Origin of the sequence: Pseudomonas sp. fls2-241-R2A-110, assembly GCF_030209165.1 — a bacterium.
Taxonomy (GTDB): Bacteria; Pseudomonadota; Gammaproteobacteria; order Pseudomonadales; family Pseudomonadaceae; genus Aquipseudomonas.
In genome coordinates this window covers 152,922-165,135 of record NZ_JARVSN010000027.1, presented here as the reverse complement: position 1 = coordinate 165,135, position 12,214 = coordinate 152,922, and the positions used below count along the sequence as shown (strand labels likewise).

General features: G+C 60.2%; 17 protein-coding genes. 10 read left to right on the top strand and 7 right to left on the bottom strand.

The features are described 5' to 3' along the window. Nucleotides 1-161 precede the first annotated feature (161 nt). Together QRN31_RS22975 and QRN31_RS22970 are read right to left on the bottom strand one after the other, a co-directional pair. The gene (locus QRN31_RS22975; protein ID WP_285434731.1) at nt 162-797 is read right to left on the bottom strand and encodes a lytic polysaccharide monooxygenase auxiliary activity family 9 protein; all 636 of its coding nucleotides are present in this window, start codon (nt 795-797) and stop codon (nt 162-164) included. A 221-nt stretch (nt 798-1,018) separates the two neighbouring features. Beyond that, nucleotides 1,019-1,456: a hemerythrin domain-containing protein gene (locus tag QRN31_RS22970; protein WP_222587596.1), complete on the bottom strand. Its 438-nt coding sequence runs from the start codon at nt 1,454-1,456 to the stop codon at nt 1,019-1,021. A 151-nt stretch (nt 1,457-1,607) separates the two neighbouring features. Here QRN31_RS22970 and QRN31_RS22965 point away from each other — a divergent pair, with 151 nt between their 5' ends. Continuing rightward, nucleotides 1,608-2,027 carry a GNAT family N-acetyltransferase gene (locus QRN31_RS22965; RefSeq protein WP_285434729.1) on the top strand — a complete coding sequence of 140 codons (420 nt, stop codon included), beginning with the start codon at nt 1,608-1,610 and terminating at the stop codon, nt 2,025-2,027. A 125-nt stretch (nt 2,028-2,152) separates the two neighbouring features. Here QRN31_RS22965 and QRN31_RS22960 read toward each other — a convergent pair whose 3' ends face one another. Next, nucleotides 2,153-2,503 (bottom strand): hypothetical protein, encoded by a 351-nt coding sequence (locus QRN31_RS22960; protein WP_208669015.1) that lies wholly within the window; start codon nt 2,501-2,503, stop codon nt 2,153-2,155. Nucleotides 2,504-2,664: 161 nt separating this feature from the next. Here QRN31_RS22960 and QRN31_RS22955 point away from each other — a divergent pair, with 161 nt between their 5' ends. The 9 genes from QRN31_RS22955 (at nt 2,665) to QRN31_RS22915 (ending at nt 7,671) form a co-directional block, all read left to right on the top strand. Continuing rightward, entirely contained in the window at nt 2,665-2,913 is a 249-nt protein-coding gene (locus QRN31_RS22955; protein WP_008154823.1) for a hypothetical protein, read from the top strand. A gap of 21 nt (nt 2,914-2,934) precedes the next feature. After that, nucleotides 2,935-3,264: a DUF6388 family protein gene (locus tag QRN31_RS22950; RefSeq protein WP_285434726.1), complete on the top strand. Its 330-nt coding sequence runs from the start codon at nt 2,935-2,937 to the stop codon at nt 3,262-3,264. 28 nt (nt 3,265-3,292) lie between these two features. Further along, entirely contained in the window at nt 3,293-3,997 is a 705-nt protein-coding gene (locus QRN31_RS22945; RefSeq protein ID WP_285434724.1) for a YoaK family protein, read from the top strand. 202 nt (nt 3,998-4,199) lie between these two features. After that, complete coding sequence (gene tusD / locus QRN31_RS22940) at nt 4,200-4,592, top strand: sulfurtransferase complex subunit TusD (protein WP_285434723.1); 393 nt, start codon at nt 4,200-4,202, stop codon at nt 4,590-4,592. 1 nt (nt 4,593) lies between these two features. Next, nucleotides 4,594-4,956, top strand: a complete 363-nt coding sequence (gene tusC / locus QRN31_RS22935; protein WP_285434721.1) for a sulfurtransferase complex subunit TusC — start codon at nt 4,594-4,596, stop codon at nt 4,954-4,956. Beyond that, nucleotides 4,956-5,249, top strand: a complete 294-nt coding sequence (gene tusB / locus QRN31_RS22930; protein WP_285434719.1) for a sulfurtransferase complex subunit TusB — start codon at nt 4,956-4,958, stop codon at nt 5,247-5,249. The genes tusC and tusB overlap by 1 nt, the downstream gene beginning before the upstream one ends. Beyond that, nucleotides 5,246-5,581 (top strand): TusE/DsrC/DsvC family sulfur relay protein, encoded by a 336-nt coding sequence (locus tag QRN31_RS22925; protein ID WP_285434717.1) that lies wholly within the window; start codon nt 5,246-5,248, stop codon nt 5,579-5,581. Before tusB ends, QRN31_RS22925 begins: the two co-directional genes overlap by 4 nt. Continuing rightward, nucleotides 5,578-6,579: a glycosyl transferase family protein gene (locus tag QRN31_RS22920; protein ID WP_285434716.1), complete on the top strand. Its 1,002-nt coding sequence runs from the start codon at nt 5,578-5,580 to the stop codon at nt 6,577-6,579. Before QRN31_RS22925 ends, QRN31_RS22920 begins: the two co-directional genes overlap by 4 nt. 90 nt (nt 6,580-6,669) lie before the next feature. Further along, nucleotides 6,670-7,671 carry a glutathione S-transferase family protein gene (locus QRN31_RS22915; RefSeq protein ID WP_285434714.1) on the top strand — a complete coding sequence of 334 codons (1,002 nt, stop codon included), beginning with the start codon at nt 6,670-6,672 and terminating at the stop codon, nt 7,669-7,671. Between the two features lie 116 nt (nt 7,672-7,787). Here the strand turns inward: QRN31_RS22915 and cysG are convergent, their stop codons facing one another. The 4 genes from cysG to QRN31_RS22895 are packed head-to-tail and all read right to left on the bottom strand — an operon-like array spanning nt 7,788 to nt 12,176. After that, on the bottom strand, nt 7,788-9,182 hold the full coding sequence (gene cysG / locus QRN31_RS22910) for a siroheme synthase CysG (RefSeq protein ID WP_285434713.1): 1,395 nt from the start codon (nt 9,180-9,182) through the stop codon (nt 7,788-7,790). Then, on the bottom strand, nt 9,183-10,463 hold the full coding sequence (gene serS, locus QRN31_RS22905) for a serine--tRNA ligase (RefSeq protein WP_285434711.1): 1,281 nt from the start codon (nt 10,461-10,463) through the stop codon (nt 9,183-9,185). 16 nt (nt 10,464-10,479) lie between these two features. Beyond that, on the bottom strand, nt 10,480-10,854 hold the full coding sequence (gene crcB / locus QRN31_RS22900) for a fluoride efflux transporter CrcB (protein ID WP_090185602.1): 375 nt from the start codon (nt 10,852-10,854) through the stop codon (nt 10,480-10,482). Further along, nucleotides 10,854-12,176 (bottom strand): replication-associated recombination protein A, encoded by a 1,323-nt coding sequence (locus QRN31_RS22895; RefSeq protein WP_010458909.1) that lies wholly within the window; start codon nt 12,174-12,176, stop codon nt 10,854-10,856. Before QRN31_RS22895 ends, crcB begins: the two co-directional genes overlap by 1 nt. Nucleotides 12,177-12,214: the final 38 nt, after the last annotated feature.

Sequence of the window (12,214 nt, the reverse complement as noted above, 5' to 3'; positions counted from 1 at the left end):
CGCTTGGTTACTTGGCGCTCTTCCAAGTGACCCGCCGTCAGGGCGGAACCAATAGTGGCCATGACCGCAGAAACGGATATGTACCCAACCCCAACCCCAACCCCATATCATTCTTGAGCGAACAGCATCAGGCATGACTACCGGACCTTATTACCGGCCTGTCACTTGAAGTCCACATCGAACGCTTGATAGAACGCGTTCCCGGTGTTGGCCACGATCCACATCAGCACAATGACATGATGGCCCTTCTTGTTGCCCGGCAAAGCAACTTGGTGATTGACCTTGGCTTTCATCTCGGCGGAATGACTGTAATACGGCACCTGCGTGTAGAAATCGTCGAAAAACGATGTCGGCTCAAGCTGCGCACGGCTGATCCGCTGTTTCGGGTTCCAGCCGTCCCGGGTGATGAACCAGCTGTAGCCACGGGTGACGTGGGGCGCGGAGTATTCCCAGGTGACGTTAAAGGTCTGACCCGGATTGACGTTCAGCATCGGCCAGGTGAACCGTCGGTTGAGCTTGAGGCTCATTTCTTCGTTGGTGAAATTGAGGCAGTCACGCACATCGACCTTACCGCCGCTGAGGATATGACCATCGCCAGGCGGAGCGACACTGTCGCTGTCTGTCTGGTAAGGCGCCGGGAAAGGCCCGGCCATCAATGCCGGGAAGTTCTTGCCACCTTCCATTTCGTTGACTTGCCAGTTGCCCAGCAGCCCCAGCTCCACGGCGACCGAGCCACGGCTTGCTGGGGAAGTGACGCGGCCATGCCGCAGTTGGGTTTGAGCGTGTGGTTGGTTCATCTTTTCACTCCGTTGACTTGAGAACTCTCCTTCCCGAGGAGAGGCCTTCAAGCTAACGGAGCCAGTTTTTTTGTCCATGGGACCAAAAACCGTGGCTGCATGACGTCTCAAACCAACACCAAACAAATACTGGATGTATAACCAGTTGTCTGAGCTAGCGCTTACTCGCGGCATAGCAAAAGGACTACGCCCCAAAGTGCCAACCGGGCGCCCGGATTCGATCAGGAAAGCTGAGCCTTGTATTCCTTTACGTACTGGCCAGCCAACGTCTCTTTCTGCTTGTCATCGAGCAGCTTGCCGGCCATCTGGAAGAACTTCTGCTCTTCCTCCTTCAGGTGGTGATGAACCTTCTCGCAAAGCTTCTTGGCAGTCGCGAGCCAGGCCGGGCTGGACATCTCTGTCTCATCCAGCTCTTCCATCATTTCGTCCATTTCGTGGTGCTCGGAGATGGCATGACGGCTCAGGTCGACGCCGTTGTCGAACTCCATCAGCGGGATGTAGAAATGCCGCTCTTCCGCGGTTTCGTGGGCCTGCAATTCGGACTTGAGCTGTTTGTAAGCCTCGACCCGCTCCGGGGTGTCGCCACTGGTCTTGATCAGCGCGTCGGCATAGGTGCGTTGACGGTCGTGGCTTTCACGCAGGGCTTCAAAAATATTCACGGGGGATCCTCATCGGCTGCGTTCTGGAATGACGCTGTTTAGGCTAGACATCCGGGCGCGAGCGAGGGTTCCACCTGAAGGGCTGGAACAACGACCACCTGCCGGGATAGGCTTGGGGATCGTTATTCCCAAAGCCATAAGGATGTAGCTGATGACCCTGCGCATTGAACGCTCGCAAAACCCCACAGATGAAGAGCGGCAAGCGATCCTTTTGCCATTGCGCGCTTATAACGCCTCAAAGGCCGGCGTCTCGATGCAGGAACCCATTGCGTTACTGGTGCGTGACGAAAGCGGCGAGATCCTCGGCGGACTCTACGCTCGGGTGTTTTACCAGTGGATGTTCATCGAATTGCTGTCGGTGCCGGAACAGGCCCGGGGACAAGGCCTGGGCTCGAAGTTGATGCGAATGGCCGAAGACGTGGCGCGGGAGAAGGAATGCGTTGGGGTGTGGCTCGACACGTTCGACTTTCAGGCGCCGGGGTTCTACCAGAAGCTGGGCTACAGCGAGCTGGGCCAGATTGTCGACTATCCGCCGGGGCACAAGCGCCTGTTTTTCCAGAAGCGCCTGTGACGAAATAGCGCAAACTCCTGTGGGAGTGAGCCTGCTCGCGATGGCGGCCTGTCAATCGCTATCAATGTTGAATGATAAGCCGCTATCGCGAGCAGGCTCGCTCCCACAGGGGTACTGCGTCGGCCTCAGAGGCAGGTTGCCAGCGCAGCCAGACGGCGCTTGGCGACAAAGTCGTCATGCTGCGCGTAGTAACTCAGCACGGTTCCAGAAGCATCGGTCGTGACGTCGACAAACGACTCCGCCGAGCGCGTGTAGACCGTGGTCCCACCCTTCTCACCCGACTGCAGGTAAGCAGCGGCATCGACACCGAACACCGCCTCGTCCTGCCAGGAAAACTGCACGCACTGCGCGACGACTTTTTCCGGTTTGTCCGATTTCAGGGTTTTGTAAGGGGCTTTGGTGCGGGCATCGTTCATCACCGAACCGGCGCATCCGGCCAGCAACGTTACGGCCAGCGCCACCATCAGAATTCGCATCGCGTTCGCTCATCAAGAAAAAGCGGACTGTATCACCGTGGCACGGCGTATCGTTCTGCTTTACTTCATTTATAGCGCGACATCGACGGACGATTCGCGCACCCTGTCGCGCAATTGCCGTCGCATCGCCCTTTCTTCGGGCTTATTTTTCTGGAACGTCCATGACACCCAACGCCGAGTATTACAAACCGACCGCTGAATACGCTGACAAGCTGATCAGCCAGATCGGTCAGACCCCTTCCTGGATCGCCAAGCGAATTGGCGTCACCGACAAACGGATTCGCTACATCCTCGACGGCGAACGGACCGTCAAGGGCGAAACCACGCCGATCCAGATGACATACCCCGAGCAGTTTGCACTCGAGTGCCTGGCCGCTGCGGCCAAGGCCAGCAAGAAGCAATCTTCATAAAAGCAGCCTCAAGGAGTGACCATGGCGGCAACCGAACAGCAACACGAACGGGCGCTGGAGAAATTTCTCGACGAGCACCCCGAGCTGCGCCAAGAACTCGACAACCTCAATCCGCTGTTGGCCCAGGCCAAAGGCGAGACCGCCGCGCAATACCGCGAGGAGCGCTTGCATGAAGCGTTCGAAGCCGAAGCCGAACGCCTGGGTTTGTTTGCCTGGGAGCTGACGCTGAAACTGACTGTCGACACGCCTGAGGACTACGAGACTCAGCGAATGGAAGTACACAAGGAAGTGGCTGAGATGGCGGGTCTGGACTGGCTGGAATATTGTGAGTTATATGGGTTGAGCAAGTAACCGCCCCCGCTCAAGGATGCCTCAACCGATGCTACCGTCTCCTTCAAGTACCCGCGCCAGTCCGGGCCATCTGCACGCCCGCAAATGGCGCGGCCGCATCGGCATGTCGCTGGTCGCTGCACTCTCGGTGCTCGCTGGCATGACCGATGCCATCGGCTTCATGGCCAGCGGTGACTTTGTTTCCTTCATGAGCGGCAATACCACCCGCCTTGCCGTCGCCATCAGCGACGGCAATCTCGGGCTGACCTTGCGCCTGTTGATCCTTGTGGCCACCTTTGTCGTCGGCAACGCCTTGGGCATTGTGATCAGTCGTCTGGGCGGGCGACGGGCACTGCCGTTATTACTGTGCATCGCCATGCTGCTTTGCGGCGCCGCTGCCTGGCCTTATGACGAACAATTGCCGGCGTTGCTCGCAGCCATCATCGCCATGGGCATGCTCAATGCGGCGGTGGAAGAAGTGAACGGTCTGCCGGTCGGCCTCACCTACGTGACCGGCGCCCTGTCGCGCTTCGGTCGTGGTCTGGGGCGCTGGATACTCGGCGAACGGCGCAATGGCTGGAGGGTTCAGTTGATTCCCTGGACGGGCATGTTTGCTGGCGCCGTGCTGGGTGCCGTGCTGGAACATCAACTAGGGCTCAAGGCGTTGTTTGCCAGCGGATTGCTGGCTGCGGCGCTTGGGGTGCTGTCGTTGAGCATTCCGCGGCGTTGGCAGTTGGGCTATATGCCGCGCTGAGCGGTGCCTGCCAGACCGCCATCGCGAGCAGGCTCGCTCCCACAAGGGATTAATGTCGTACACGAAATCGATATTCGCCACAAAACCCCTGTGGGAGCGAGCCTGCTCGCGATGGCGGCGACTCGGTCAATGATCAAAACGCCCTTCGCCGCCTCGCCGATAAAGCTTTATCATGGCCACAGTTTTGCTGATCGAGTCCGTCATGAAGTTCGCCATCGCGCTGTTTTCCGCCGCCCATGCGCCCTCCTCGCGCCGCGCCTTGCTGTTCGCCCAGGCCGCACTGGCGGGCGGGCATGAAATTGTCCGGCTGTTTTTCTATCAGGACGGCGTTTATAACGCCTCAGGCAGCGTGGTCACGCCCCAGGATGAACTGGACTTGCCCAAGCAATGGCGCGTCTTTGTCACTGAGCATCAACTGGATGGCGTTGTCTGCATCGCTGCCGCCCTGCGCCGTGGTGTGCTGAACGAAGAAGAAGCCGGACGCTATCAGCGCGAGGCTGTGTCGGTCGGCGCGCCGTGGGAATTATCCGGTCTGGGCCAGCTGCATGACGCCGTGCAGGACGCCGACCGCCTGATCTGTTTCGGAGGCGCGTGAGATGCCCAAGTCCTTGTTGATTATCAGCCGTCAGGCACCGTGGTCCGGGCCGAACGCGCGCGAAGCGCTGGACATCGTGCTGGCCGGCGGTGCTTTCGATCTGCCGATCGGTTTGCTGTTTCTCGATGACGGCGTGTTTCAGCTCGCCGCCAAACAGGACGCCAAGGCCCTGCAGCAAAAAGACCTGAGCGCCAACCTGCAAGCGCTGCCGATGTTCGGTGTTGAAGAGCTGTTTGTCTGTGCCGACAGCGCTGCAGAACGTGGCCTGGACCCGACCTGTTTCTCGCTTGAAGAAGCCCAGGTGCTGGCTGCCGAGCAAATCACTGCGCTTATTGACCGTTACGACCAGGTGATCACCCTCTGATGTCGACTTTGCACGTGTTGTCTCATTCCCCATTCGGCGACGACCGCCTGACCAGTTGCCTGCGGGTGATTGGCGCGAACGATGCGCTGTTGCTGACCGGCGACGCGGTGTATGCGTTGCAACCCGGCACAGCGCCGTTCAATGCGCTGAATGCCCGTAGTTTGAAACTGTTCGCACTGGCCGAAGACGCCCAGGCTCGTGCGCTGGAGATTCCTGACGCGGTCAAGGCAATCGATTACCCGGCCTTCGTCGAGCTGTCGATTCACTATGACAAGGTCAACAGTTGGCTATGAATTCCCTGACCGTCGGCGCCCGCGCCATTGAACTGGACAAGGACGGTTTCCTGGTCGATCTGAGCGACTGGTCCAACGAGGTGGCCACCGCCCTCGCCGCCGCCGAAGACATCGAGTTGAGCCCGGAACACTGGGAAGTGCTCGAGCTGCTGCGCCGTTTCTACGACGAATTCCAGCTGTCGCCTGCGACCCGTCCGTTGATCAAGTACACCGCACTGAAGCTCGGCCCGGAAAAAGGCAACAGCCTGCACCTGAACCGACTGTTCAAAGGCACCCCTGCCAAACTCGCCGCGAAACTGGCGGGCCTGCCCAAACCGACGAATTGTTTATGACCGACTCTCCAGCGCTGACCCTCGAAACGCCCGCCGAACACCCTTTCGCCCAGTTCGTGCGCATCCTCGGCAAGGGCAAGCGTGGCGCTCGTGACCTGACCCGGATCGAAGCTCGCGAAGCCATGGGCATGGTGCTCGACGACAAGGTCGAAGACACCCAGCTTGGTGCATTTCTGATGTTGCTGCGGCACAAGGAAGAAAGCGCCGAGGAAATGGCCGGGTTCACCGAAGCCTTGCGTGAACGGCTGAACCCGCCGGCGCTGGCGGTCGATCTGGACTGGCCGACGTATGCGGGCAAGAAGCGCCACCTGCCGTGGTATCTGCTGGCCGCCAAGTGCCTGGCGCAGAACGGCGTGCGCATCTTCATGCATGGCGCTGGCGCACACACGGCCGGCCGGCTGTACAGCGAACAGTTGCTGGATCAGTTGAACATCCCGCTGTGCCGCAACTGGCAGCAGGTCGGCGAAGCGCTGGACCGGGGCGGTCTGGCCTTCATGCCGCTGGTGGATTGGGCGCCGCAACTGCAACGCATGATCGACCTGCGCAACACGTTGGGCCTGCGTTCGCCGATTCATTCGCTGACGCGGATTCTCAATCCGCTAGGCGCCCGCTGTGGCCTGCAAAGCATTTTCCATCCCGGTTATCAGGCCGTGCATCGCGATGCGAGCGGCTTGCTCGGTGATACCGCAATCGTGGTCAAGGGCGATGGCGGCGAAATCGAGATCAACCCGGACGCCGACAGTCACTTGTACGGCACCACCGGCGGCGAAAGCTGGGACGAGGAATGGCCGCAGATGTCGACGCAGCGCCATGTCAAACCGGCCTCGCTCGATCCAGAGCACTTGAAAGCCGTATGGCGCGGCGATGTGGTCGACAGCTATCCGCAAATGGCCCTGATTTCGACGATGGCCCTGGCGCTGCGCGGGCTCGGTCAATCGCGCGAGCAAGCCTTCGAAACCGCACAACAGTATTGGGACGCGCGGGATAGATCTATTTAACCGATCATAACCCGCTAACATTTGCGCTTTTTTATCGAACCTATCCGAATAGACTCCTCTCCAACGCTTATCGGTTAAGGAGTCTTGGACATGGGTTTGTTAGTTGAAGGTCGCTGGCAGGACCAGTGGTACGAAAGCAGCAAGGACGGCGCGTTCCAGCGTGAACAGGCGCAACGCCGCAACTGGCTGACTGCCGACGGCAAGCCCGGCCCGACCGGTGTCGGTGGCTTTGCCGCCGAGGCTGGGCGCTATCACCTTTACGTGTCCCTCGCCTGTCCCTGGGCGCATCGCACGCTGATCCTGCGCAAACTCAAAGGCCTTGAAAACCTGATCGACGTGTCGGTGGTCAGTTGGTTGATGCTGGAAAACGGCTGGACCTTTGACCAGAGCCTCGGCTCGACCGGTGACAAGCTCGATCATTTCAAATTCATGCACCAGCGCTACACCGCCGATACCGCCGACTACACCGGCCGTGTCACCGTGCCGGTGCTGTGGGACAAGCAGCAGAACCGCATCGTCAACAATGAATCGGCGGAGATCATCCGCATGTTCAATGGCGCCTTCGATGAACTGACCGGCAATGACCTGGACTTCTATCCGGCGCCACTGCGCGGCGAGATCGACGCGCTGAACGAGCGGATTTATCCAGCCGTGAACAACGGCGTCTACCGCGCAGGGTTTGCCACCTCTCAGAGCGCTTATGAAGAAGCCTTCGATGATGTGTTCGCCGAACTGGATCGGCTCGAACTGCTGTTGAGCGAGAACCGTTACCTCGTCGGCGAATACCTGACGGAAGCCGACATTCGGTTGTTCACCACGCTGATTCGTTTTGATGCGGTCTACCACGGGCACTTCAAGTGCAACCTGCGGCGGATTGCCGATTATCCGAATCTGTCGAACTGGCTGCGGGAAATGTATCAATGGCCGGGGATTGCCGAAACGGTGGATTTCCAGCACATCAAAAATCACTATTACGGCAGCCACAAAACCATTAACCCGACGGGTGTTGTGCCCAAGGGTCCGGCGCAGGACTTCACCGCGCCCCATGATCGGGAGCGGTTGAGCGGGAAAGGGGTTTGGCGTAAAGCCTGAGATTTGTGCCGTTTTTAAGGCCCCCAATCGCCAGCAGGCTGGCTCCCACAGGAGATCTGTGAACGACACAAATCTCTGTGGGAGCCAGCCTGCTGGCGATGGGAGCGACGCGGTTTCTAGACTTGCGCCTGAGCCCCTTCGAACCACGCCAGTTTCTCGCGCAGTTGCACCACTTCCCCAACGATCACCAGGGTCGGCGCATGCACTTCGTGCTCCGCCACCAGCCGTGGAAGATCGGCCAGGGTGCCGGTAAACACCCGCTGGTTGACCGTCGTGCCCTGCTGGATCAACGCCGCCGGGGTATCGGCTGCGCGACCATGCTTGATCAACTGCTCGCAAATGATCGGCAAACCTACCAACCCCATATAAAACACCAGGGTCTGCGCCGGTGCGACCAGGTCGCCCCATGGCAAATCGGTAGAGCCGTCCTTGAGATGCCCGGTGACAAACCGCACTGACTGCGCGTAATCACGGTGCGTCAGCGGAATCCCGGCATACGCCGCGCAACCACTGGCCGCCGTGATACCCGGGACGACCTGGAACGGGATGCCGTGGGCCGCCAGTTCTTCGATCTCTTCACCACCGCGCCCGAAGATGAACGGGTCACCGCCCTTCAGTCGCACCACACGCTTGCCTTGTTTGGCCAGATCGACCAATTGCTGGTTGATCTGATCCTGAGGCACGGCATGATCGGCGCGGCGCTTGCCGACGTAGACTCGCTCGGCATCGCGACGGCACAAATCGAGGATGGCCGGTGCAACCAGGCGGTCATACAGCACCACATCGGCTTGCTGCATCAGGCGCAAGGCGCGGAAGGTCAGCAGATCAGGATCTCCCGGCCCCGCGCCCACCAAATAGACTTCACCGGTAGCAAGCGGCGCTTCGCCGCTGATTTTCGCCAGCATCAAGCGCTCGGCTTCGGCGCCCTGCCCGGCCAGTTGTCGATCGGCAATCGGGCCCTGGAACACATCTTCCCAGAACGCCCGACGTTGCTGCACATCCGGGAACAAGCCTTTGACCTGAGTGCGAAAACGCGCCGCCAGGCCGGCCAGTTGACCGTAGGTGGACGGTATCCAGGTTTCCAGCTTGGCGCGGATCAACCGCGCCAGCACCGGTGCGTCGCCGCCACTGGATACCGCAATGATCAATGGGGATCGGTCGACGATCGCCGGGAAGATCACGCTGCACAAGGCGGGCGCATCCACCACGTTGACCGGCACGCAACGCCGATGGGCATCGGCGGAGACCTGCGCGTTGAGCGGTTCGTCGTCGGTGGCGGCAATGATCAGCCCGCAACCGTCGAGGTCCGACTCGACATAACCCCGTACCAGGCACTCGCCACCGCTGCCGACAACCAGCTCGCGCAGTTGCGGTTCGATTTCAGGTGCAACTACCCGCAGCAGCGCACCGGCTTCGGCCAGCAGGCGGGATTTGCGCAAGGCAATTTCCCCCCCGCCGACGACCAACACACGACTGCCGCGAAGGTTGTGAAACAGCGGCAGATAGTCCATTTAGCCGATGACCTCGAGGCCACCCATGTACGGCTTCAGCACGTCCGGTACACGGATCGAACCGTCGGCCTGCTGGTAGTTTTCCAGCACCGCCACCAGAGTACGACCGACCGCCAGGCCGGAACCGTTGAGGGTGTGAACCAGCTCAGGCTTGCCGGTTTCCGGGTTGCGGAAACGCGCTTGCATACGACGGGCCTGGAAGTCGCCGCAGTTGGAGCACGACGAAATTTCGCGGTACTTGTCCTGGCTCGGGATCCACACTTCCAGGTCGTAGGTCTTGACCGCGCTGAAACCCATGTCGCCGGTGCACAGGGCAATCGTGCGATACGGCAGTTGCAGCAGTTGCAGGACTTTCTCGGCGTTGGCGGTCAGGCCTTCCAGCGCGTCCATCGACGTCGACGGCTCAACGATCTGGACCATTTCGACTTTGTCGAACTGGTGTTGACGGATCATGCCGCGCGTATCGCGACCCGACGCACCGGCCTCACTGCGGAAGCACGGCGTGTGCGCCACGAACTTGATCGGCAGCAGTTTCGAATCGACGATCTCGCCGGCAACGATGTTGGTCAGCGATACTTCTGCAGTCGGGATCAGGTACAGATCGGCTTCGCCTTCGCGGCTGATCTTGAACAGGTCTTCTTCGAATTTCGGCAACTGGCCGGTGCCTTGCAGCGCTGGCGCCTGGACCAGATACGGCGTGTAAGCCTCTTCATAACCGTGTTCGCTGGTGTGCAGGTTGATCATGAACTGCGCCAGAGCGCGGTGCATGCGAGCGATCGGGCCACGCAACAGCGCGAAACGGGCGCCGGACAGCTTGGCGGCGGTTTCGAAATCCAGCCAGCCGAACTTCTCGCCCAGCGCAACATGGTCCAGGACCGGGAAATCGAACGCCGTCGGGGTGCCCCAGCGACGGACTTCGACGTTGCCATCTTCATCGTCGCCAATCGGCACCGATTCGTGGGGCAGGTTCGGGATACCCAGCAGAATCGAATCCAGCTCGGTCTGGATCGTGTCCAGCTCGACTTTACCGATGCTCAACTCGCTTGCCATGCGCTCGACGGCCGCCATCAAAGGCGCGATGTCTTCGCCGCGCTGTTTGGCCTGGCCGATGGATTTGGAACGCGCATTACGCTCAGCCTGCAGCGCTTCGGTACGGGTCTGGACGGTCTTGCGCTGTTCTTCCAGCGCTTCGATGCGCGCCACATCCAGCGTGTAGCCACGGGATGCCAGGCGGTCCGCTACGTCCTGAAGGTTGCTACGTAACAGTTTGGAATCGAGCATGTCGGTTTCTCGTTTATCAAAGTTTGGTCAAGGACAGGCCGGCCCAGGTGGCGAGCAGACCGCCGAATACGCTGATCGCAGCATAGCCCAGGGCCAGCGGCACCTGCCCGCTTTCCAGCAGGCGCACCGTATCCAGTGAAAAGGATGAAAAAGTCGTCAGCCCCCCGAGGAAGCCGACGATCAGCCCGGCACGCACCTCGAAAGGCACCTCCGGGCGAATCAAAAACAGACCGTATAGAACGCCGATCAGCAGACAGCCCACGATATTAACGGCGAGTGTCGCGGTATAGAAGTGTCGCGGCCAATTTGCGTTGACCCAATTGCCGGTGGCGAAGCGCAACAATGTGCCGGCAACACCGCCGATGGAGACCGCTATAACCAGAGGAATCACTATTTTCTCCGCTGCCGGGGGCTTAGACGGTCCAGTTGTGCAAGGTGGTTGAGCTTTTCGCCGATCTTCAACTCCAGGCCGCGCGGCACCGGTTGATAGAACGGTTGTGGCTCGAGTTCTTCCGGGAAATAGTCTTCGCCCGCGGCGTACGCGTCTGGCTCATCGTGGGCATAGCGGTATTCATCGCCATAACCCAATTGTTTCATCAGCTTGGTCGGTGCGTTGCGCAGGTGCAGCGGCACTTCGAGCGAACCGTGTTCGGTGGCGCTGCGCATCGCGGCTTTGAAGCCCATGTACACCGCGTTGCTTTTCGGCGCGCACGCCAGATAAGTGATGGCCTGGGCCACTGCCAACTCGCCTTCAGGGCTGCCGAGGCGCTCCTGTACTTCCCACGCTGCCAGGCACAGGCTCAGGGCGCGCGGGTCGGCGTTGCCGATGTCTTCGCTGGCCATGCGCACCACGCGCCGGGCCAGGTACAACGGGTCGCAACCACCATCGATCATCCGCGCGAACCAATACAACGCGCCATCGGGATTGGAGCCGCGCACGGATTTATGCAGCGCCGATATCTGGTCGTAGAACGCCTCGCCGCCCTTGTCGAAACGGCGCCGGGTATCGCCGAGCAGGCTTTGCAGCAAATCGATGCCGATCTCGCTGTTGTCTTCAGCCAGGTCCGAGGCGTTTTCCAGCAGGTTGAGCAAACGACGACCATCGCCATCGGCGGCGGACAACAGCATCTGGAAACCTTCATCGCTGAGGGTCAGTTGCCGCTTGCCCAAGCCACGCTCTTCGGTCAGCGCGCGATGCACCAGTTTGCGCAGGGCCGCTTCGTCGAGGCTTTTGAGCACGTAGACACGCGCCCGCGAGAGCAAGGCGTTATTGAGTTCGAACGAGGGGTTTTCAGTGGTCGCGCCGATGAAAATCAGCGTGCCGTCTTCAACGTAGGGCAGAAACGCATCCTGCTGCGATTTGTTGAAGCGATGCACTTCATCGACGAACAGGATGGTCCGCTTGCCGTATTGCCCGGCCTGCTGCTTGGCGATTTCCACCGCCTGACGGATCTCTTTCACGCCAGCCAGCACCGCCGAGACTGTTTCGAAGTGCGCATCCGAGACTTCCGCCAGCAAGCGCGCCAGGGTGGTCTTGCCCACACCCGGCGGTCCCCAGAAAATCATCGAGTGCAGGGCACCCTGCTCCAGGGCTTCGCGCAAAGGCTTGCCGCGAGCGAGCAGGTGTTCCTGACCGACGTACTCGTCCAGATTGGCCGCACGCAGTCGAGCGGCCAGGGGCTGAGCAATCGGGGCACTGCGAAACAGGTCCATCACTACGTAGAAACCTCACTGAGAACACCGCAGTACTT